This window comes from Xanthomonas translucens pv. cerealis (assembly GCF_006838285.1).
Classification (GTDB): domain Bacteria; phylum Pseudomonadota; class Gammaproteobacteria; order Xanthomonadales; family Xanthomonadaceae; genus Xanthomonas_A; species Xanthomonas_A cerealis.
Genome location: NZ_CP038228.1, coordinates 1,005,943 through 1,027,885 on the forward strand (window position 1 = coordinate 1,005,943; position 21,943 = coordinate 1,027,885).

General features: G+C 69.5%; 18 protein-coding genes. 6 read left to right on the plus strand and 12 right to left on the minus strand.

Going from position 1 to position 21,943, the window contains the following annotated elements; translation table 11 throughout:
* Positions 1-60: 60 nt before the first annotated feature.
* From E4A48_RS04460 to E4A48_RS04495, 8 genes are all read right to left on the minus strand, one after another.
* On the minus strand, positions 61-402 hold the full coding sequence (locus tag E4A48_RS04460; RefSeq protein WP_237655879.1) for a response regulator: 342 nt from the start codon (positions 400-402) through the stop codon (positions 61-63).
* 57 nt (positions 403-459) lie between these two features.
* The gene (locus tag E4A48_RS04465) at positions 460-4,539 is read right to left on the minus strand and encodes a CHASE domain-containing hybrid sensor histidine kinase/response regulator (RefSeq protein WP_142741947.1); all 4,080 of its coding nucleotides are present in this window, start codon (positions 4,537-4,539) and stop codon (positions 460-462) included.
* A 180-nt stretch (positions 4,540-4,719) separates the two neighbouring features.
* Positions 4,720-5,961 (minus strand): DUF445 domain-containing protein, encoded by a 1,242-nt coding sequence (locus E4A48_RS04470; RefSeq protein WP_142743095.1) that lies wholly within the window; start codon positions 5,959-5,961, stop codon positions 4,720-4,722.
* A 311-nt stretch (positions 5,962-6,272) separates the two neighbouring features.
* Positions 6,273-7,136 (minus strand): ParB N-terminal domain-containing protein, encoded by an 864-nt coding sequence (locus E4A48_RS04475; protein ID WP_039005274.1) that lies wholly within the window; start codon positions 7,134-7,136, stop codon positions 6,273-6,275.
* Between the two features lie 215 nt (positions 7,137-7,351).
* Complete coding sequence (locus E4A48_RS04480) at positions 7,352-7,666, minus strand: EthD family reductase (RefSeq protein WP_039005273.1); 315 nt, start codon at positions 7,664-7,666, stop codon at positions 7,352-7,354.
* 94 nt (positions 7,667-7,760) lie between these two features.
* Positions 7,761-9,254 (minus strand): CoA-acylating methylmalonate-semialdehyde dehydrogenase, encoded by a 1,494-nt coding sequence (locus E4A48_RS04485; RefSeq protein ID WP_039005271.1) that lies wholly within the window; start codon positions 9,252-9,254, stop codon positions 7,761-7,763.
* Positions 9,255-9,279: 25 nt separating this feature from the next.
* Positions 9,280-10,392 (minus strand): alanine dehydrogenase, encoded by a 1,113-nt coding sequence (gene ald, locus E4A48_RS04490; protein WP_039005270.1) that lies wholly within the window; start codon positions 10,390-10,392, stop codon positions 9,280-9,282.
* A 65-nt stretch (positions 10,393-10,457) separates the two neighbouring features.
* Positions 10,458-11,834: an omega-aminotransferase AptA gene (locus E4A48_RS04495; protein ID WP_039005268.1), complete on the minus strand. Its 1,377-nt coding sequence runs from the start codon at positions 11,832-11,834 to the stop codon at positions 10,458-10,460.
* Between the two features lie 264 nt (positions 11,835-12,098).
* Here E4A48_RS04495 and E4A48_RS04500 point away from each other — a divergent pair, with 264 nt between their 5' ends.
* The gene (locus tag E4A48_RS04500) at positions 12,099-12,647 is read left to right on the plus strand and encodes a cupin domain-containing protein (RefSeq protein ID WP_039005267.1); all 549 of its coding nucleotides are present in this window, start codon (positions 12,099-12,101) and stop codon (positions 12,645-12,647) included.
* Positions 12,648-12,735: 88 nt separating this feature from the next.
* Positions 12,736-14,238, plus strand: a complete 1,503-nt coding sequence (locus E4A48_RS04505; protein ID WP_039005266.1) for an aldehyde dehydrogenase — start codon at positions 12,736-12,738, stop codon at positions 14,236-14,238.
* 258 nt (positions 14,239-14,496) lie between these two features.
* Here E4A48_RS04505 and E4A48_RS04510 read toward each other — a convergent pair whose 3' ends face one another.
* From E4A48_RS04510 to E4A48_RS20915, 4 genes are all read right to left on the minus strand, one after another.
* Positions 14,497-14,967 (minus strand): DUF1203 domain-containing protein, encoded by a 471-nt coding sequence (locus E4A48_RS04510; protein ID WP_039005265.1) that lies wholly within the window; start codon positions 14,965-14,967, stop codon positions 14,497-14,499.
* A 214-nt stretch (positions 14,968-15,181) separates the two neighbouring features.
* Entirely contained in the window at positions 15,182-15,766 is a 585-nt protein-coding gene (locus E4A48_RS04515; protein ID WP_142741948.1) for a hypothetical protein, read from the minus strand.
* A gap of 271 nt (positions 15,767-16,037) precedes the next feature.
* Positions 16,038-16,472 carry a substrate-binding domain-containing protein gene (locus E4A48_RS20910; RefSeq protein ID WP_260608062.1) on the minus strand — a complete coding sequence of 145 codons (435 nt, stop codon included), beginning with the start codon at positions 16,470-16,472 and terminating at the stop codon, positions 16,038-16,040.
* Between the two features lie 27 nt (positions 16,473-16,499).
* A complete protein-coding gene (locus E4A48_RS20915) occupies positions 16,500-16,673 on the minus strand; it encodes a hypothetical protein (RefSeq protein ID WP_230812829.1) in 174 nt (57 codons plus the stop codon).
* Positions 16,674-16,809: 136 nt separating this feature from the next.
* Between E4A48_RS20915 and E4A48_RS04525 the strand changes: the two genes are divergently transcribed.
* The 4 genes from E4A48_RS04525 to E4A48_RS04540 are packed head-to-tail and all read left to right on the plus strand — an operon-like array spanning position 16,810 to position 21,934.
* A complete protein-coding gene (locus E4A48_RS04525; RefSeq protein WP_142741949.1) occupies positions 16,810-18,492 on the plus strand; it encodes an OFA family MFS transporter in 1,683 nt (560 codons plus the stop codon).
* Positions 18,493-18,511: 19 nt separating this feature from the next.
* Positions 18,512-19,351, plus strand: a complete 840-nt coding sequence (gene fdhD, locus E4A48_RS04530; protein WP_039005261.1) for a formate dehydrogenase accessory sulfurtransferase FdhD — start codon at positions 18,512-18,514, stop codon at positions 19,349-19,351.
* Positions 19,348-21,696 (plus strand): FdhF/YdeP family oxidoreductase, encoded by a 2,349-nt coding sequence (locus E4A48_RS04535; protein ID WP_058196496.1) that lies wholly within the window; start codon positions 19,348-19,350, stop codon positions 21,694-21,696. The genes fdhD and E4A48_RS04535 overlap by 4 nt, the downstream gene beginning before the upstream one ends.
* Complete coding sequence (locus tag E4A48_RS04540) at positions 21,686-21,934, plus strand: hypothetical protein (protein WP_039005259.1); 249 nt, start codon at positions 21,686-21,688, stop codon at positions 21,932-21,934. The genes E4A48_RS04535 and E4A48_RS04540 overlap by 11 nt, the downstream gene beginning before the upstream one ends.
* Positions 21,935-21,943: the final 9 nt, after the last annotated feature.

The following is a 21,943-nucleotide window of genomic DNA, read 5'->3' on the forward strand; positions in this document are numbered from 1 at the left end:
TGCATGCTAGCCCGGAAAATTCACCACTTCACTCAGTGGTGCGGACAGCGGGCGTGAGGCTCAGCCCTCGCTCAGTCGCGCCGCTTCATCCGTGCTGGCGCGCTGCGGTACGTCGCCGCGCGGCCCGCGTTCGCTCCAGTCGTCGTCCTTGCCGGTGACGAAGATGATCGGGATCGCCGCGGTGCGCGTTTCTTTTTTCAGGCTGCGGGCGATGGTGTAGCCGTCCAGGTCGGGCAGGTCGACGTCGAGCAGGATCAGCGCCGGGCGATGCTTGACCACCGCGTGTAGCGCCTCGGCGCCGTTCTTGGCGAAGGCCAGCGTGTAGTTCTCGGGCAGGATCTGGCGGATCAGCGCCAGGTTGCTGGCTTCTTCGTCTACGCACAGGATGGGGGACTGGACCATCGTCGTTCCTTGTCGTGTGCACCCAACGTCAGCTGGATTGGACCGGCGCTGCGAATGCTATTGACTTGCATCGGCCTGCCAGCGACTGACTTTCGCCTCGGCCTCGCGGAAGGAAAAACTCTCGACCAACTGCGTCAGCTCGGTGGCCATCGCCACCGGCAGCGCTGGCGTTAGGCCGTGCAGTACGCGCTCGACGCGGTCCGGGTCGTCGCTGTCCAGGGCCTGCAGCAGGTGCTGCAACTGCTGCTGCAGCGGCTTCGCGGAGGCGGCGCCGTCGCCGGCAAGGGGCGCGTCCCGCAGGGCCTGCGCCGCCTCGGCCGCGGCCACGAAGCGCTGGATCGCCGCGGCCGTCGCCTGCATTGCCGTGTCCAACGCGGCGATCGCGGCGTCGGCCTGTGCCGGTGCGTCGTGGAGCCGTTCCTCCAGCGCGGCGCTGGCTGCGACCAGCGCCGGCAGCGCCAGCGAGCCGGCCGAGCCGCGCAGCTTGTGCACGTAGGAGATCGCCGCCGCCGGCGCCTGCGGATCCAGCAACGCCTGCAGCGTCGCCGCCGGATCCGGGGTGTCCTGCAGCAATTTCAGCAGGTAGCGCTGGTAAGGCGCACGTTCGCTCCACAGGCGCTGCGCCTGCACGGCGTCGAGCAGGTGCGGATCCGGATTGGGCCAGACCTCGGCCGTGGCGGCCGGCAGCGGCTCCAACGCCGGCGGTAGCCGCAGCGGCAGGAACTGGCGGATGATCGCGATCAGTTGCTCGACCTGGAACGGTTTGGCGATGAAGCCGTTCATGCCGCTGGCCAGTGCCAGCTCCTGTTGCTGGCGGTAGGCGCCGGCTGTCAGTGCGATCACCGGCAGGCCGGCCAGGCGGGTGTCTTCGCGCAGCAGGCGGGTGGCCTCGTAGCCGTCCAGGGTCGGCATCTGCACGTCCATCAGCACCAGCTGGAAGCGGCTGGGATCGCGCCGCAGCCGTTGCAGCGCCTGCTCGCCGTCGTGGGCCAGTTCCACCAGCGCGCCTTCGCCTTCGAGGATGCGCTGCGCGACCTCGCAATTGATCTCGCTGTCGTCCACCACCAGCAGCCGCGCGCCGGCCAGGCGTGGGGTGCCGTCGCCGCTGAGCAAGGGCGCAGGGCCGTCGCCGCGGCGCAGTGCCAGCAGGGTGGCGATGGTGCGGTACAGCGCCGAGGCGGTGACCGGCTTGGTCATCACCGCGTCCACGTCGCTGGGCGCGTGGTGCTGCTCTTCCAGCAGGCGGCGCTCGTAGGCGGTGACCATGACGATGATCGGCTGCCGGTCCGCCGCCGATTGCGCGCGGATGCGCTGCGCCACGCGCAGCCCGTCCAGGTCGGGCATGCGCCAGTCGAGCAGGATCACGTCGAAGCCCTCGCGTTCCGTGCCAGCCGCGGCGATCGCGTCGGTGCCGTTGGCCACCGCTTCCACCTGCCAGCCGAAGCCGCTGGCGATGCTGCTCAGGTTGCTGCGTACCAGGTCGTGGTCGTCGGCGATCAGCACCCGCCGCGCCTCCGGATGCTCCGCCTCGGCGGCCGGCGCCGGCAGCACCGGGAAGCTGATCGCGAAATAGAAATCGCTGCCTCGGCCTGGCGTGCTCTGCACTTCCAGCTGGCCGCCCATCAGTTCCACCAGGCGCCGGCTGATGGTCAGGCCCAGGCCGCTGCCGCCGTAGCGGCGGCTGGTGGAGGTGTCGGCCTGCAGGAACGGCGAGAAGATCAGGCTCTGCTTGTCGCGGGCGATGCCGATGCCGGTGTCGCGCACCGAGAAGAACAGCTTGATCTTGCCCGCTTCGCCGCTGGGGAAGCTGCGCACCGACAACGCCACTTCGCCCTGTTCGGTGAACTTGATGGCGTTGCCGACCAGGTTGATCAGCACCTGGTTCAGGCGCAGCGCATCGCCGCGCAGCCAGCGGCAGCCGGCCGGCAGCGGTTCGACGATCATCTCCACCGGCTTGGCGCTGATCGCCGAGGTCATCAGCGCGGCGATGTTCTCCAGCAGCTGGTTCAGGTCGAACGGTTCCGATTCCAGGTCGATGCGCCCGGATTCGATCTTGGAGAAGTCGAGGATGTCGTTGATGATCTCCAGCAGCGTGCGTGCCGAGGCGTCGCTCTTCTGGATCATGTCCTTGGCCGCCTGCGGCAGCTCGCTGTGCTGCAGCAGGTACAGCATGCCCAGGATCGCGTTCATCGGCGTGCGGATCTCGTGGCTCATGTTGGCCAGGAAATCGCTCTTGGACTGGTTGGCGGTCTCCGCCGCGTCGATCGCCAGGCGCAATTCGCGCTCGCGGCGCTTCTGCTCGGTCAGATCGACGGCGATGCCGAGATAGCCGATCACCTGGTCGTTTTCGTCGCGCAGCGTGCTCAGCGTCAGCAGCACCGGGAACGGACGGCCGTCCTTGCTGACGTAGGTCCATTCGCGGGTGTCGCTGCGCCCCAGCGTGGACAGCGCGGCCACCGATTCGAATGCCGGCGCCACCGCCATGCCCGATTGCGCGGCCATGCGTTCGGCGCGGCTGGCCAGCTGCTCCGGATCCAGGAACAGGCCGGTGGCCTTGCGCCCGATCATCTCGTGCGCGGGATAGCCGAGCATGGTTTCAGCGGCAGGGTTGAACAGGGTGATGGTGCCGTCCGGATCGGTGGCCACGATCGCGTAGCCGGCGTTGGCCAGGATCGCGCGCTGCAGCGCCGAATAGGTGACCAGTTCGCTGGTGCGCTGCGCCACCTGCTGTTCCAGCGTCGCGTTGAGTTCCAGTACCCGCGCCTCGGCACGTACCCGCTCGGACACGTCGTGCAGCAGGTGCGACTGGCCGACGATGTCGCCGTCGTTGTCCACGATCGGCGAGGCGCTGGCCAGCACGCTGAGCATATGGCCGTCGCGATGCCGCAGCTTGCGCAGCTGTGTGCCGTTGCCGCTGGCGTCGCGCACCTGCGCGCCGAGCAGCGCCTGCAGAGGCTGGCCGATGGCCTGCGCAGCGGCGTAACCGAAGATGCGTTCGGCGGCCGGATTCCAGTGGGTAATGCGGCCATGCACATCTTCGGCGACGATCGCCTCGCTGGAACTGCCGACCAGCGCGGCCAGCTGGCTCTGCTCGCGCAGGATCAGGTCGCGACGGTGGCGGCCGGTCAGGTACAGGTACAGCAGCGCGGCGAGCAGCGCCGAAATGCCCCCGGCCAGGCCGCCGGCCAGCAGCGGCGAGGTCTGGTTGAGCGAGCGCACGAAGCTCGGCGTCGCCTGCGCGCTGAGCAGCCAGCGGCGGCCGTAGACCGGCAGGCTGCGTTCTGCGTGCAACTGCGCTGCCGGCGCCTGCGCGTCGGCGCCGCCGCCGCGATAGAACGGCTGGGTGCCGTTCTCGCTGTCGGCCAGGGTCAGTTGCAATTCGTGGGCGTGGTTGGGCGAGACCGCCAGCACCTCGTCGATGTTCAACGGCGCATAGGCCCAGCCGGTGGTGGCCTGCCAGCGCTGCTCCGGGGTCCGCAGCGGCAGGCCTTCGCGGTAGACCGGCAGCAGCAACAGGAAGCCACTGTTGCCGACCCCGGGACGCTGTACCAGGCGGATCGGCGCGGTAATGGTCGGCTGACCCGAGCGTGCCGCGGCGAGTGCCGCCGCGCGTCGCGCGGGCTCGGAGGCGATGTCGAAGCCTTGCGCAGGATTGTTGAGCCGCAGCGGCTGGATATACAGGATCACGAAGCGTTCGCCTTCGTGCGGCGCAAACTGCTGGATCTGCAGCGACGGCGCGCCGTCGCTGCGCGCGTGCTGCAGGAAAGCGGCTTCGTCGGCCTGGGTCACCCGGCGGATATAGCCGAAGCCGCGCACCCCGGGAAATTCGCGCTGGTATTCGCGCGAGTTGCTGTAGCGCTCGAAGCGTTCCCGGCTGATGTGGTCGCCGCCAGCGGCGATGACGGCGCCGCGCGCGCCGCGCAAGCCGTGTTCGTAGACGTTGAGGCGTTGCTGCAACTCGCCGGTGACGTGGGTGGTCAGTTGCTGGAAGCGGTCGCGGGCCTGCTGGCGATTACGCTCGTGCAGGCTGCGTGCGAGCAGCGCCGCTGCCAGCAACCCGAGCAGCAGCATCGCCAGGGCGGCGCCCAGCGCCAAGCGCGCAGGGCCGGCAGCGAGTGTCCAGTGGTTCTTCGGCATGAACCCTTTCCTTTTGCGAACGCTGGCGATGCGCAGGCATCGGCGTCCCATCGGTCTGTACGGGATGGCATTGACGATGAAAGCGGCAGCCCTGCAGGCGCCTTGCGACTCACGCTAGCGCGATCATCGCTGCCTTGCCAGCACTAGCGACGCACAGCAGGGATGCTCATCTAAAACCATTCATGGAATCAGCGTGACGGCTGCGTGCAGCGCCACTCCGATCAGGCCGCCGACCAGGGTGCCGTTGAAACGGATGTACTGCAGGTCGCGGCCGACGCTCAGCTCCAGCTGCTCCACAAGGTGACGTTCGTCCCAGCCTTTCACGGTCTGCGCGATGTGCTCGGTGACGCCGCTGCGCAGACGCTGGGTCAGCTTCTCCGCGCCGCCGAGCAGGTGCTGGTTGAGCGCGTCGCGCAAGGCCCGGTCCTGGGACAGGGACTCCCCGAGCGCGCCCAGCGAGCGTTGCAGATGCTGCACCAGTACACCATCGCTGCGCGACAGGTCCTCGCGCAGGCTGGCGTGGATCTGCTCCCACAGGCCTTGCACGTAGTCCTGCACGCCGGGATGCTCGATCAGCCGCTGCTTCATCGCCTGCAGCTTGTCGGCGGTGGCCGGGTCGTTGCGCAGGCGCTGCACGTAGCCGCCGAGCCAGCGCTCGTAGTCCTGGCGCAGCGGGTGCTGCGGCTGCGACAGCACGTCCTGCAGTTCGTCCAGCAGCGCATGCGCCAGACGTTCGGCCAGGGTGTCGGCGATGCCTTCCACCGGCTTGACCCATTCTACCGTGCCGACCAGCTTGGGCCATTCGCGGCGCGCGTACTTGACGATCATCGCCGACACGCGCTGCTTCACCGTCGCATCGTCCAGATGCCGGCCGAGCCGGGTCAGCGCTTCGTCGAGCAGGGCCTGGTGGCGGCCATCGGCGGTGAGCAGGTCGAGGATCTCGCCGGCGGTCGCGGCCGCGTTCCATTCGTGCAGGCGCGCCACCACGAAGCCGTGGATGCGGCGCCGCACCGCGGCCTCGTCGAGCAGGTCCAGTGCCTGCAGCGCCCAGCCGCGGGCCAGCTCGGCCAGCTTGCCGGCCTGTGCCGGTTCGGCCAGCCACTGGCCCAGCCGCTTGGCCGGATCGAACGCGCTGAGCTTGGCCAGCAGCGCCGTCGGTTCCAGGAAATGGTCGCGCACGAACAGCGCCAGGCTGTCGGCGATGCGCGCCTTGCCGTGCGGGATGATCGCGGTGTGCGGGATCGGCAGCCCCAGCGGATGGCGGAACAGCGCCACCACCGCGAACCAGTCGGCCAGCGCGCCGACCGTGGCCGCCTCGCAGAACGCGCCGATCCAGGCCCAGGCGCCATGCATGCCCATGACGTGGCTGAGCAGGAAGCCGGCCAGCATCGCCAGCAGCAACAGCGCCGCCAGCAGCTTCATGCGCCGTAGCTGCGCACGGCGCGGATCGGGCGGCATCGATGGGGAAGAAACGCTCATGCCATCCAGTGTACGCAGCGCCGGGTTAGGTGGATTTCATTGTGTGGGCAGGGCTGGGCGCGTGTCGCGTGGCAAGTGCCTGCGAACGATGGCTTGTGTTGTCATCGATGTGCGTGGCGTCTCAGTGGAACGCGGGCGGCGTCCCTGTGGGAGGGACTTCAGTCCCGACGCGGCGTTGCTGCAAAAACCGGGAGATGGAAGTCCCTGCTGCATGTGCTGCGCATCGGACCGATGCGTGGCGGGCCGATGCCGGATCACTCCTGCAACTGCGCGCGCAATGCCGCCACTTCCTCGCGCAGCGTCCGATTCTCGGCGTCGAGCTCGGCCACGCGCTGGCGCAGTGCGGCCAGTTCGTTGCCGCCTTGCGCTGCATCGGCATCGCCCTTCGGTCCGGGGGGCGGGATTTCGCGCGGCTTGCGCCTGGACGCGCGGGCGCGCTTGGCCGCCTGCTTGAGTTCGTCCTTGCCGGCGATGGCCGCGGCGCGCTGCTCGTCCTCGGGCAGGCTGGCCACTGCGGCGGCGGCGTTGATCGAGATCGCACCGGACTTCACCGCTTCCACCACTTCGGCGGTGGCCTGCTTCTGGATCTTCTCGATCTGCAGCACCTGGCTGTTGCTGAGCCGCGCGGCGCGCGCCAGGTCGGCACGGCTCAGCGGCGCCGGCATCGCCTGGACGCTCGCGCCGTCTGCGCCGGCCGACGCATCGGCCCAGGGCGCTGCATCGTCATGCGCATCGGTTGCTGCGGCATCGGCGCCGTCGGCGGATTGCGCGGGCGGCGCGGCGGCACGGCTGCCGCGCTCGGCCAGAATCTCGCGCTTGCGCAGCGCCAGCACGCCGCGCTGGAAATCGGACACGCTGCGCCGGCCCAGGTGCTGGTCGATCATCCACAGGTGCACGTCCTGCAGCGACTGGAAGCGGGTGTTCTGCACGGTCTGGAACGGCAGTCCGTGTTTCTGGCAGATGCCGTAGCGGTTGTGCCCGTCGACCAGGATCTCGCCCCACAGCACCAACGCATCGCGGCAGCCTTCGGCGAGCAGGCTGCGCTCCAGCGCCGCGTACTCGTCGGCGGTGAGCGGATCGATGTAGGCCTTGAGGTCTTCTTTGACGACGATGTTCATCGGGGGCAGGGCGTTGCGTTGCGGCGGGGGCGGCATTGTAGAGGGTGGGCTTGGGGGACGGGACCAGGGACCAGGGACGAGGGACGAGGGACGAGGGAAAGCGCGTTCCACGCGGACGATGGCCCTGGCGTGGTTTGCTGTTCCGAGTCCCGCCAGCAAGCGTACCGACGCTTTTCCGGGTCCCCGGTCCCTGGTCCCCGGTCCCGAACAGCGCCTCAGCCGACCACCACCTCGCTGATCTGCATCACTGGGGTCAGGTCGGTGTAATTCTTGATGTCGCCGAGGATTTCTGCAGCGTGCGGGCCGAAGCCGGCCTGGAACGCTTCCACCGAGTCGCTGAAGATGTGGCACATGCCGACATAGGTCGGGTCGCTGCCGGGGGCGCCGCCAGACAGGCCCTTGTCCACGGTGTAACGCTTGCAGGCCGCGCCCATGCGCGCCTGCAGCAGCGGCATGTGCGTGTCGCGGTAGTAGGCGTGGTCGAAACGGGCGCCGGGCGTATACGGGTACATCACGCTGACCTTGATCATGGAGCGACTCCTGTGGTTGCGGCGGTCGGGTCGGGGGCGCGCAAGGCTACACCGCCGCGGCGCGCGCCCGTGCTGCATTGCGGCGCTGCGCGGCTCAGCGCATCGTAGGCATCGCGAACTCGGCATCGCGCGCCGCCGCCGGCCAGCGCGCGGTGACGGTCTTGAGCCGGGTGTAGAAGCGTACGCCGTCGGGGCCGTGCACGTGCAGCGGGCCGAACAGCGAGCGCTTCCAGCCGCCGAAGCTGTGGAACGCCATCGGCACCGGGATCGGCACGTTGATCCCGACCATGCCGGCCTGCACGCGCCGGGCGAAGGCGCGCGCGGCGCCGCCGTCGCGGGTGAACACCGCCGCGCCGTTGCCGTAGTCGTGCGCGTCGATCAGCTGCAGCGCGGCTTCGGCGTCGGCCACGCGCAGCACGCACAGCACCGGGCCGAAGATTTCCTCACGGTAGATGCGCATGTCGGCGCGGACGTGGTCGAACAGGCTGCCGCCGAGGAAGAAGCCACCCGCCTGCGCCGCCGGCTGCGCGGCGCGGCCATCCACCACCAGCGTGGCGCCGTCGGCCACGCCGCTGTCGATGTAGCCGCGCACGCGCGCGCGGTGCGCGGCGCTGATCAGTGGGCCCATGTCCGGCTCGTCGGCGCCGGCGCCGAGGGTCAGCGCGGCAACGCGCGGGGCCAGTTTGGCGACCAGCGCATCGGCCAGCGCATCGCCCACGCACACCGCCACCGAGATCGCCATGCAGCGTTCGCCGGCCGAGCCGTAGCCGGCGCCGAGCAGGGCGGACACGACGTCGTCCAGGTCGGCGTCGGGCAGCACCACCAGGTGGTTCTTGGCCCCGCCCAGCGCCTGCACGCGTTTGCCCAGCGCACCGCCGCGCGCATACAGCTCGGCGGCGACCGGCGTGGAGCCGACGAAACTCAGCGCCTGCACCTGCGGGTGCGCCAGCAGCGCGTCCACCGCCGGCTTGGCACCGTGCACGACGTTGAATACGCCGTCCGGCAGGCCGGCCTCGTGCAGCCAGTCGGCCAGCAGCAGCGAGGCCGACGGAGCGTGCTCGGAGGGTTTGAGCACGAAGCTGTTGCCGCAGGCCAGCGCCACCGGCAGCATCCACAACGGCACCATCGCCGGGAAGTTGAACGGCGTGACGCCGGCGACCACGCCCAGCGGCGCGTACTCGCTCCAGGCGTCCACGCCGCGGCCGACATCGACCGAATGCTCGCCCTTGAGCAGGTGCGGGATGCCGCAGGCGAACTCCACCACCTCCAGGCCACGGGTGACCTCGCCGCGGGCATCGGACACCACCTTGCCGTGCTCGGCGCTGATGCAGCGGGCCAGGGTATCGGCATGCCGTTCGAGCAGCTCGCGGAAGCGGAACAGCACCCGCGCGCGCTGCAGCGGCGGGGTCGCCGCCCAGGCCGGGAACACCTGCGCCGCGGCGGCCACCGCCATCTCGACCGCATGCGCATCGCCCAGCGGCACGCGCCGCGCCACCGCGCCGCTGGCCGGGTCGAACACTTCGGCGTAGTCGCTGCTGCGGAAATCGACGCGGCGGCCGCCGATGCAGTGAGACAGGGATTCGGTCATAGTCGGTGCTCCTGGAAGGAAACGCTCAGCCCAGTGCGTCCAGCGGCCGCACGAACTCCGCGCCCAGCGCCTGCGCCACTGCGCGGTGGGTGAGCTTGCCGGCGTGCACGTTGAGGCCGTTGCGCAGGTTCTGGTCGTCGCGCAGCGCCTGCAGGCCGTGCTCGGCCAGCTGCAGCACGAACGGCAAGGTGGCGTTGGTCAGGGCGAAGGTGGAGGTGCGCGCCACGCCGCCGGGCATGTTGGCCACGCAGTAGTGGACGATGCCGTCCACTTCGTAGGTCGGCTGCTGGTGGGTGGTGGCGCGGCTGGTCTCGAAGCAGCCGCCCTGGTCGATCGCCACGTCCACCAGCACCGAGCCCGGCCGCAGCAGCGCCAACTGCGCGCGCGACACCAGCTTGGGCGCGGCGGCGCCGGGGATCAGTACCGCGCCGATCACCAGGTCGGTGTGCGGCAGGCAGCGCTCGATCGCATCGCGGGTGGAATACAGCGTGGTCAGCTGATGGCCGTACAGTTCGTCCAGGTACTTGAGCCGTTCCAGCGAACGGTCCAGCACCGTCACCCGCGCGTGCAGGCCCATCGCCATGCGCGCGGCGTTGATGCCGACCACGCCGCCGCCGATCACCAGCACTTCGGCCGGCTTGACCCCGGGCACGCCGCCGAGCAGCACACCGCAGCCGCCCTGCGCCTTTTCCAGCGCATGCGCGCCGGCCTGGATCGCCATGCGCCCGGCCACCTCGCTCATCGGTGCCAGCAGCGGCAGCCCGCCATGGCCGTCGGTGACGGTCTCGTAGGCGATCGCGGTGCAGCCGGAATGCAGCAGTGCGTTGGCCTGCGTCGGGTCCGGCGCCAGGTGCAGGTAGGTGAACAGCAGTTGCCCCGGGCGTAACAGTGCGCATTCGTCCGGCTGCGGTTCCTTGACCTTGACGATCATCTCGGCCTGCGCGAACACGCTGGCCGCGTCGTCGGCCAGGCGCGCGCCGGCGCGTTCGTAGTCGGCGTCGGTCAGGCCGATGGCCTGGCCGCCGTCGCGCTGCACCAGCACCTGGTGGCCGTGCAGCACCAGTTCGCGGACCCCGGCCGGGGTCAGCCCGATCCGGTATTCGTGGTTCTTGATCTCTTTCGGGACGCCGACCAGCATGAGCGGTTCTCCAGGCATGCGGCGCGCGTGGGGAGCGCGGAGCGGGTTGAGGTGGGGGGCGGGGATCAGGGTGTGGTGCTGATCATGTCGGCGAGCACCGAGAAGATGCGCTCGATGTGCTCGCGCTCCACGATCAGCGGCGGCGACAGCGCGATGGTGTCGCCGGTGACGCGGATCAGCAGGTCCGCCTCGTGGAAGCAGCGCTCGAAGATCTCGTAGGCGCGCGCGCCGGGCGCGCCGTGCCGCGGCGCCAGTTCGATCGCGCCGATCAGGCCGAAGTTGCGGATATCGATTACGTGCGGCAAGTCCTTCAGCGCGTGGATCGCCTGCTGCCAGTCCTCGCCCAGCGCGATGGCCTGTTCGAACAGCTGTTCTTCGGCATAGGTGTCCAGCGTCGCCAGCGCCGCGGCGCAGGCCAGCGGGTGGCCGGAATAGGTATAGCCGTGGAACAGGTCGATGGCGCCGGCCGGGCCGTGCGCGAAGGCATCGTGGATGGCGCGCGAGACGAACACCGCGCCCATCGGCACGCAGCCGTTGGTCAGCCCCTTGGCGGTCGTCATCAGGTCCGGGGTGACGCCGAAGCGCTGCGCGGCGAAGGCCTTGCCGACGCGGCCGAAGCCGGTGATCACCTCGTCGAAGATCAGCACGATGCCGTGCTTGTCGCATAGCTGGCGGATGCGCTGCAGATAGCCATGCGGCGGCAGCACCACCCCGGCCGAGCCGGAGATCGGTTCGATGATCACCGCGGCGATGGTGGAGGCGTCGTGCAGCGTGACCAGCCGCTCCAGATCTTCGGCCAGCTCCACACCATGCTCGGGCAGTCCCTGCGAGAACGCGTTGCGCTCGATGTCCAGGGTATGCCGCAGATGGTCCACACCGGGCAGCAGCGGGCCGAACCACTTGCGGTTGTTGGGCAGCCCGCCGACCGAGATGCCGCCGAAGCCGACCCCGTGATAGCCCTTCTCGCGGCCGAGGAAGCGGGTGCGCTGGCCCTCGCCGCGCGCGCGGTGGTAAGCCAGCGCGATCTTCATCGCGGTGTCCACCGATTCGGAGCCGGAGTTGGTATAGAACACGTGGTCCAGGCCCGGCGGGGCGAGTTCGACCAGGCGTTCGGCGAGCACGAACGGCAGCGGCGAACCCATCTGGAAGCTCGGTGCGAAATCCAGCGTAGCGATCTGCCGGGACACCGCCTCGACGATGCGCGGCCGCGCGTGTCCGGCATTGCAGCACCACAACCCGGCGGTGCCGTCGAGGATCCGGCGCCCGTCCACGCTGCGGTAGTACATGCCCTCGGCCGAGGCCAGCAGCCGCGGCCGTGCCTTGAACTGGCGGTTGGCGGTGAACGGCATCCAGAACGCGTCCATGTTCTCGGGCGCCTGCGTGGCGTGGGCCGCATAGTGATCGGCCAGCGCCTGGGAAGAGGAGGGCGGCTCGGGGCGCATCACAGGCTCCACGCGAAAGGGGTGTTGAAAAAACTTTACACCAACCGGGCCTGCGGTGGCGGGGGCAACGCCCGCGTTGCGCCGCTGGCGCGTCCGGGTGGCCGCGCCGTCGGCGTTGCGATGCGCGATCAGGCGGAAATGGCGCCGCCGCGCACCGGTCCAGGCGGCGCCGCCGACCCTGGCACACGGCGCCCGGCAAATTGACCGCGCGGACCGGCTGTGTAAAGTATCCGGCAACATCTTCAAGGCTGTCCTCATCACGCGATGGATATCGGCGCCCGCCTGCACCGGGTTCGTACCGCCCACCGGCTGAGCCAGCGCGAGCTGGCCAAGCGGGTGGGCGTGACCAACAGCACCATCTCGCTGATCGAGCAGAACAAGGTCAGCCCGTCGGTGAGTTCGCTGAAGAAGGTGCTGGACGGCATCCCGATCTCGCTGGCCGATTTCTTCACCCAGGACCTGCAGCTCGGGCCGGCCGATGCGCCGTTCTATGCCGCCGAGGAACTGCCTGACGTGGGGAGCGACGGCATCTACTACTACCTGGTCGGGCAACATCGCCCGCAGCGGCAGATGTGCATCCTGCGCGAAGTGATGCCCCCGGGCAGCGACACCGGCAGCGCGATGCTGGTGCACGAGGGCGAGGAAGGCGGGGTGGTGGTGGCCGGCGAGGTGGAGATCACCGTTGGCGCGCAGGTGCGGGTGCTGCGTGCCGGCGAGGGGTACTATTTCGAGAGCCGGGTGCCGCACCGGTTCCGCAACGTCGGCAGCGAGACGGTAGTGATCGTCAGCGCCAACACTCCGGCCACGTTCTGAGCGCAGCCTGCGCCGCGGCGCGCGCTCCCGCCTTGCCGCGACCGCACGCCGCGCAGATCCGTTCCTTCCTCCCGACCCGGAGCTTCCGATGAACGCACCACGCACCCGCGACGCATGGCAGGCGATGGCCGCCGCGCTGCACTTGCGCACCCAGGCCTTCATCGACGGCCGCTACGTCGACGCGGCCAGCGGCAAGACCTTCGATTGCATCAGCCCGATCGACGGCCGCGTACTCGGCCAGGTCGCCGCGGGCGAGGCCGAGGACATCGCCCGCGCGGTCGCCGCGGCGCGGCGCAGCTTCGATGCCGGGCACTGGTCGCAGGCCAGGCCGGCGCAGCGCAAAAAGACCCTCATCAAACTGGCACAGCTGGTCGAACAGCACGCCGACGAGCTGGCGCTGCTGGAATCGCTGGACATGGGCAAGCCGGTGCGCGACGCGCGCAGCGTGGACGTGGCGGCCACGGTGCGCTGCCTGGCCTGGACCGGCGAGGCGCTGGACAAGCTATACGGCGAGGTGGCGCCGACCGGGCAGGACGAACTGGGCCTGATTACCCGCGAACCGCTGGGCGTGGTCGGCGCGATCGTGCCGTGGAATTTTCCGCTGCTGATGGCCGCGTGGAAGATCGCCCCGGCGCTGGCGGCGGGTAATTCGGTGGTGCTCAAGCCCTCGGAGAAATCGCCGCTGAGCGTGCTGCGCCTGGCCGAACTGGTGGCCGAAGCCGGCATCCCCGACGGCGTGTTCAACGTGGTGCCGGGCTTCGGCAGGAGCGCTGGCGAGCCGCTGGCGCTGCACATGGATGTAGACGGGCTGGTGTTCACCGGGTCCACCGCGGTCGGCAAGCGCCTGCTGCAATGCGCCGGGCTGTCGAACATGAAACGCGCCTACATGGAATGCGGCGGCAAGAGCCCGAACCTGGTGTTCGCCGATGCGCCGGACCTGGAGCAGGCGGCGCAGGCCGCTGCCGGCGCGATCTTCTACAACCAGGGCGAGGTCTGCACCGCGGCCTCGCGATTGCTGGTGGAGCGCTCGATCAAGGACGAGTTCGTGGCCCGCGTGGTCGCCGCCGGGCGCACCATGCAGCCGCGGCATCCGTTCGACGACGATGCGGCGATGGGCGCGCTGGTGGATGAGGCGCAGACCCACCGCGTGCTCGATTACATCGCACGCGGCAACGAGGAAGGCGCGCGGGTGCTGCTCGGCGGCAAGCGCGTGGAAGTGGTCGCCGGCGGCTGCTACGTGGAGCCGACCATCTTCGACGAGGTCGGCCACGAACACACCATCGCCCGCGAGGAGATCTTCGGCCCGGTGCTGTCGGTGATTGCCTTCGACGACGAGGCGCACGCGCTGCGCATGGCCAACGACAGCGAGTACGGCCTGGCCGCGGGCGTGTGGACCCGCGACATCGGCCGCGCACACCGCGTGGCGCGCAAGCTGCGCGCCGGCAGCGTGTGGGTGAACTACTGGGACGGCGGCGACATGACCGCGCCGTTCGGCGGCTACAAGCAATCGGGCAACGGCCGCGACAAATCGTTACATGCCTTCGACAAGTACACCGAGATGAAGGCGACCTGGATCAATTTGGCGGTCTGAGCCGGGATTGGAGATTCGGGATGACCAGCCATTCGGCTGCGGAAAAGCGGGAATTCGCAAATGCGCCGCACCTGCGCTTTTTTGTGGGAGGGGCTTCAGCCCCGACGCCTTACCGGTAATGCGTCGGGGCTGAAGCCCCTCCTGCAGGAAGGCGGTTGCGCCGGAAGTCCAAATTGCTGCTGCTCTTTCGGCATGGCGATTTTTTCCGCAAATCGCTTGACAGCACTTTGACGGCGAACAACATTCCCGATCCCCAGCTCAGATCCGCTCCACCCGGCAGGCGAAACACCCCTGGCGCGCATTGTGCAGATGCAGGTAGCGCACGCGCGGATCGGCGAAGGCCTGCGCGATCGCCGCCGCGACCGTTTCGCCGGGATGCACGTCGGCGGCAAGCAGCATGTCGTCGGCAGCGTAGCCGCGCAGCGAGATCAAGCGCCTGCGGATCGCGTCGGGCACGTGGCCCGGTGCCACTGTCGCAGTCTGCACGTGGCGGCGCACGTAGATCGGCCCGGCGGCGCGGTATGGCGTGTCGGCCGGCTGGTGCAGGTAGTGCAGCAGCAACAGTTCCTCGCCGGGTTGCGCGTCTTCCAGGCTGATCCGGCACGGGAAGCCCGGTGTCTGGTCGGCGCGGACGCGGCGCGCGCCGTGCGCATGCAACTGTGTATCGTCGAGTGCGAACAGCGGTGCGAACGGCGCGGCGGGCAGGCCGATGCAGACGAAGCTGGACATGTGCGCTCCAAGAGAAGATCGAGCGCATAGCGTGCCCGCCGTTGCGGCGCCGCGCTGGCCGGATTCGGACGCGGCAAGCCGCCGCCGGGCGGGGCGAAAGACCCCGGACGGCGGCCGCAAGCGAGCACCTCGATCTGGCACGCTGCCGGTTGCAGCCGACGCCTTCGCTACGTCCGGCTCAGTTGCAGGGCGTGCGCGCCGGTTGCGCGCGGACTCAGTCCGGCGCGTACTCGGCAAAGGGGAGCGGATGCTTGGGGTCGGCGGCATCCACCTTGTCTGCGGTCTTCTTCAACGCATCGGCGCCCGGCGCCGGATCCGAGTTCAGCTGCCAGCTCTGGCGGATGCGCTTGTGGAACAGCCAGGTCTTGCGCTCGGGGTCGTAGCGGAAGGTGATGAAGTAGGTCCAGTGCTGGCCGCAGGAAACGCCGTTCTGCACGGTGAAATAGCGGCCCTTGGCCGCGAACGGATCGTCGCTGTCGGTGAACGGATCGCACTGGCCGCCGTCGTCGCGCTTGAGCACCACGTGGTCGTTGCGCGCGGCCAGCCGGTAGTGGCCGTCGGCCTGCTGCACGAAGATCAGCAGCGGCCGTGCCGGCGCCGGTTCGCGCTGGGCTTCGCCGCGTTGCTGCAGCGCCACCAGGTAGTCGGCGCGGCCGTCTCCGTCGAGATCGGTGCGCAGCTGTTGCAGCGGCAGGTAGCCGGCCGGCAGCTGGCGCAGCACGTCGGCGGGCAGGTCGGCGGCGCGTGCGCCATGCGTGGCGAGCAACAGGAAGCCGGCGGCGGCGACGCGAAGCGACATGGGCATTGGCATGGGAACGTTTCGGATGCGCAAGGGCGCAAAGCCTAACCGACCCTGCTCGCAAATGGCGCAATTGCGCTGTTGGCGTGCCGGTGTGCGTTGCCTTCCTCCTTGCGAATTTGCCAGAGCGTCCTGGTTCCGAACAGGCGTAGCCGGTAACAGCGTCGGGACTGAAGTCCCTCCCAGGCGCAGTACGGAAGCGTCATAGCGCAAGCGCCTCGGCGCCCGATTCCGAATCCCCAATCCCCAATCCCGCCTCACGCCTCACGCCTCACGCCAACCCGGCACACGCCTGCGCCAGCGCCTGCACCCCCTCGCAGTCGTGCGTGTCATAGCCGGGCAGCAGGCCGAGTTCGTGCTGGAAGCTATCGCTGCGCAGCGAATCCACGATCGGGGGGGGGGGGGGCAGGCGGCCGCTGTCCAGCGCCGCGCGACGGCACAGCAGGAAATAGCGCTCGCTGACGATCGGGATGAACGCCATGCCATAGCGCAGCGCCGGCGGTTCCAGGCCGAAGCCGGCATCGGCCAGACCGCTGGCGACGTAGGCGGCGACCGCGGCGTGGGTCAGTTCCTCCATGTCGGTGCCATGCAGGCCACGCAGCGGCAGGCTCTGCTGCGCCACCAGGCATTCCAGCAACAGGCGCGTGCCCGAGCGGAGCTGGCGATGGATGAAGCGCACGTCGGCGCGCAGCAGCGGCTGTCCCAACAGGCGCCGGGCCTCGCGCAGCGTGCCTCATGCATAGCGGTAGGACAGCCCGGTCTGAGGGCAGGCCGCGGCCATCGAGCCGGTGTCGCGGATCGCCAGCAGCAGTTCCGCCAGCCGCGGCGGCAGGCGCTGTCCATCCTCGGTGCGCAGTTCCCACTGCGCCTGGATCGTCACCTTGTATACGCAGGTTGCGGCTCGCAATAAGCTTTCTACGGTCGATTATTAGACCATCCGACGCTCGGCGCCATCGTGCTTTCGTACTACGCTCGCCACGCGCTGTGGTGCCTGCAATATGCGCTTCATCACATAAAAGCCGATGCACTGCGAGGGGAACCCAATGAGCAACTCGAACGGCGCGGCGATTGCCGCGCACATGGCCCAGGCCGGCGTGTTGTCGAAGGAACGTATCGTCGCCGGGCCGGGCTTCAATCGCTGGCTGGTGCCGCCGGCGGCGCTGGCGATCCATCTGTGCATCGGCATGGCATACGGCTTCAGCGTGTTCTGGCTGCCGCTGTCCAGGGCGCTGGGCATCACCGAGGCGGTGGCGTGTCCGGCCGACATGGGGTTCTTCGCGCGCATCGTGTCGGCCAGCTGCGACTGGAAAATCAGCGAACTGCAATGGATGTACACGCTGTTCTTCGTGCTGCTGGGTTGCTCGGCGGCGCTGTGGGGCGGCTGGCTGGAGCGCGCCGGGCCGCGCAAGGCCGGCGTGGTCTCGGCGCTGTGCTGGTGCGGCGGGTTGGTGATCTCGGCACTGGGCATCCATCTGCACCAGATCTGGCTGCTGTGGCTGGGCTCGGGCGTGATCGGCGGCATCGGCCTGGGGCTGGGCTACATCTCGCCGGTGTCGACCCTGATCAAGTGGTTCCCGGACCGCCGCGGCATGGCCACCGGCATGGCGATCATGGGCTTCGGCGGCGGTGCGATGATCGGCAGCCCGCTGGCCGATGCGCTGATGCGCCATTTCGCCGGCCCGGCCTCGGTGGGGGTGATGGAAACCTTCCTGGTGATGGCCGCGCTGTATTTCGTGTTCATGATGGCCGGCGCGTTCGGCTACCGGGTGCCGCCGAGCGGTTGGACGCCGGCCGGCTGGACCGCGCCGGCGGCCAGCGCCAACGCGATGATCACCGCCCACCACGTGCACGTGAGCAAGGTCTGGGGCATCCCGCAGTTCTGGCTGCTGTGGGGAGTGCTGTGCCTGAACGTGTCGGCCGGCATCGGCGTGATCGGCATGGCCTCACCGATGTTGCAGGAAGTGTTCGGCGGCCGCCTGATCGGCGTGGATGCCGGCTTCGGCAGCCTGGACACCGCGCAGTTGGCGGCCATCGCCGCCATTGCCGCCGGCTTCACCGGCCTGCTCAGCCTGTTCAACATCGGCGGGCGTTTCTTCTGGGCCAGCACGTCCGACAAGCTCGGCCGCAAGAACACCTACAGCGTGTTCTTCGTGCTGGGCATCGCCCTGTACGCGGCCGCGCCGTGGGCCGGCAAGGTCGGCGGCAGCGCGCTGTTCGTCGGCATCTTCTGCGTGATCGTGTCGATGTACGGCGGCGGCTTCGCCACCATCCCGGCCTATCTGGCCGACCTGTTCGGCACGCAGATGGTCGGCGCGATCCATGGCCGCCTGCTGACCGCCTGGGCCACCGCTGGCGTCCTCGGCCCGGTGGTGGTGGGCTATATGCGCGAATACCAGCTGGGCCTGGGCGCGCCGCCGTCACAGGTGTACAACACCACCATGTACATCCTGGCCGGGATGCTGGTGCTGGGGCTGATCTGCAACCTGCTGGTGCGGCCGGTGGCAGCCAGGCACTTCATGACCGCGCAGGAGCTGGCCGCGGAGAAGCAGCTGGCGCACGAAAAGGTCGGCAGCAACGGCGGCGTGGCGCTGGATGCGGCGCAGCTGGCGCAGGTCGGCCATGGCGGCAACCTGCTGCTGGTGGCGCTGGCCTGGCTGGCGGTCGCGGTGCCGATGCTGTGGGGCATCTGGGTGACCTTGCAGAAGGCGTTCGTGCTGTTCCACTGATTCGCGGAGGCAAGCCACCATGGACTCGTGTGCGTCTTCCCGGCCCGGCGCCGTCGCGCGCGGCGTGCACCGCCATCGCGACGGGCGCACCGCGCTCACCCAGGATCTGGTGGCGTCGGAGGTGCCGGTGGCGTTCGCCTACAACGGCGCGCCGTTCGTGGTGATGATGGCGACCCCGGAAGACCTGCACGACTTCGCGTTGGGTTTTTCGCTCACCGAAGGCATTGTCGAGGAGCCGGCGCAGTTGCAGATCGTCAGCGTGGATACCTTCCTGGAAGGGGTGTCGCTGCAACTGCAGATTCCGCCCGCACATGCCGCGGCCCTGCAGGCGCGGCGCCGCAACCTGCAGGGCCGCAGCGGCTGCGGGGTATGCGGCAGCGAATCGATCGAGGCGGTGCTGCGCGCGCCGCGGCCGCTGCCGGCCGGCGTGGCCATCGCGCCGGCGGCGCTGGCGCGGGCATTGCGCGAGCTGCGCCAGCAGCAACCGCTCAACGCGATCACCGGCGCCACCCACGCCGCGGGATGGGCCGACGCCGACGGCGGCGTGCAGCTGGCGCGCGAGGACGTCGGCCGGCACAACGCGCTGGACAAGCTGATCGGCGCGCTGGCCAGCGCCGGCACGGATCCGGCCAGCGGCTTCGCCGTGGTCACCAGCCGCGCCAGCTACGAGATGGCGATGAAGGCCGCGCAGGCCGGCATCCCGCTGCTGGCGGCCATTTCCGCACCCACCGCGCTGGCGGTCGCGCTGGCCGACAGCGCCGGCCTGACCCTGATCGGGTTCGCCCGCGACCACGATTACGTCGTCTATAGCCATCCGCAGCGCCTGCACCAGGCCGAACACGCCGGAGAGCCCGCATGAGCAAGAAAACCATCCAACCCTATACGCAGCCGGCCGGCGGCTGGGGCGCGTTGCGCGCCGTCGCCACCCACCTGCTGCAGCAGGACGTGGCGGTGCAGGGGGCCAAGACCCTGTTGCACGCCAACCAGCCCGACGGCTTCGACTGCCCCGGCTGCGCCTGGCCCGACCGCGACCACACCTCGACCTTCGAGTTCTGCGAGAACGGCGCCAAGGCGGTGGCCGCAGAAGCCACCGCGCGCCGCGCCACCCCGGAGCTGTTCGCCCAGCACAGCGTCGCGCAGCTGGCCAAGTACAGCGACTTCTGGCTGGAAGGGCAGGGCCGGCTGACCCATCCGCTGCGCTACGACAGCGCCAGCGACCACTACGTGCCGGTGAACTGGGACGCCGCGTTCGCGCTGATCGCCAAGCACCTCAACGGCCTGGCCTCGCCGGACGAGGCGATCTTCTACACCTCCGGGCGCACCAGCAACGAGGCCGCGTTCCTGTACCAGCTGTTCGTGCGCGAGTTCGGCACCAACAACTTCCCCGATTGTTCGAACATGTGCCACGAGCCGTCGGGCACCGCGCTGAAGTCGCAGATCGGCGTGGGCAAGGGCACGGTGTCGTTGCACGATTTCGAACTGGCCGACGCGATCTTCATCTTCGGCCAGAACCCCGGCACCAACCATCCGCGCATGCTCGGCGAGCTGCGCCAGGCGGCCAAGCGCGGTGCGGCGATCGTATCGTTCAATCCGCTGCGCGAGCGCGGCCTGGAGAAGTTCGCCGATCCGCAGGACAAGCTGCAGATGCTGCACAACGGTTCGACGCGGATTTCGTCGGACTATTTCCAGCTGAAGATCGGCGGCGACCTGGCCGCGGTCAAGGGCATCATCAAGCACGTGCTGGAGTGCGATGCCGAAGCGGCACGGGAAGCGCGGCCGCGGCTACTGGATCTGCAGTTCATCACTCAGCACACCGCCAACTTCGACGCCTTCGCCGCGGAGGTGATCGCCGAGCCGTGGGCGACCATCGTCGAGGAATCCGGGCTGAGCGAGGCCGAGCTGCGCCACGCCGGCGAGATCTACCTGAAGTCGGAGCGGCTGATCGCGTGCTGGGGCATGGGCATCACCCAGCATAAGCATTCGGTGGCCACGATCCACATGATCGCCAACCTGCTGCTGCTACGCGGCCACCTGGGCCGCCCCGGCGCCGGCGCCTGCCCGGTGCGCGGCCACAGCAACGTGCAGGGCGACCGCACGATGATGATCTACGAGCAGCCGCCGGCGGCGTTCCTGGACCGGCTGCAGCAGGTGTTCGGTTTCGAGCCGCCGCGCGCGCCGGGCTTCGACACCGTCGGTGCGATCGAGGCCATGCTGGACGGGCGCGCCAGGACCTTCTTCGGCATGGGCGGCAACTTCGCCACCGCCACGCCCGACACCGAGGCTACGCACCGCGCGCTGCGCCGCTGCGACCTGACCGTGCACGTGACCACCAAGCTCAACCGCAGCCACCTGGTGCACGGCCGCGACGCGCTGATCCTGCCGTGCCTGGGCCGCACCGAGATCGACATCCAGGAAGGCGGGCCGCAGAGCGTCAGCGTCGAGGACTCGATGAGCATGGTGCACCTATCGGCCGGCATCAATGCGCCGGCGTCGGCGGAGCTGCTATCGGAACCTGCGATCGTCGCGCGCCTGGCCGAGGCCACGCTCGGCGCGCGCAGCGCGATCCACTGGCGTTGGCTGGTGGCCGACTACGACCGCATCCGCGAGCTGATCGCGCAGGTGTTCGAGGACTTCGCCGACTTCAATACGCGGGTGCGCATGCCTGGAGGCTTCCGCCTGTCCAACACCGCGCGCGACCGCGTGTGGGACACGCCGGAAGGCCGCGCGGTGTTCAAGGTGCACGCGGTGCCGACCGACAACCCGATCCACCGCGCGCGCCGCCAGCACCCGCAGCAGCCGGTGTTCACCCTGGCCACCACGCGCTCGCACGACCAGTACAACACCACCATCTACGGCCTGGACGACCGCTACCGCGGCGTGTTCGGCGAGCGCCGGGTGCTGTTCATCAACGCCGCCGACATCGCCGACCTGGGCCTGCAGGCCGGCGCCTGGGTGGACTTGGAAAGCCTCGGCGAAGACGGCGTGCAGCGCCATGCCCGGCGTTTCCTGCTGGTCGAGTACAACATCCCGCGCGGCTGCCTGGCCGCCTATTACCCCGAGACCAATGGCCTGGTGCCGCTGTCCAGCTTCGCCGACGAGGCGCGCACGCCGACCTCCAAGTCGATCCCGGTGCTGGTGACCCCGCACCTGGCCGAGGCCGCCGACGCGGTGCCGCGCGACATCGGCGTGGCGCTTGTCCGCTGATCCGGCACTGACCTGGGCGCTGCTCGAAGCGCTGGCGCCCGAGCCGGAAGGCGTCGCCCTGGCGCGGTTGTGCAAGCGCCTGGGGGTGCGCATGAGCGTGCTTCTGCGCACGCTGGCCTGGCTGGGCGAAGCCACCCTTGACGGGCGTGCGGGGCCGGGCTGGATCCGGGTGGAGACGCACGGCGAACGCGAGGTGGCGGTGCTGACCGCGGCCGGGCGGGCGCACCTGGCGCGCTGAGCGCAAAAC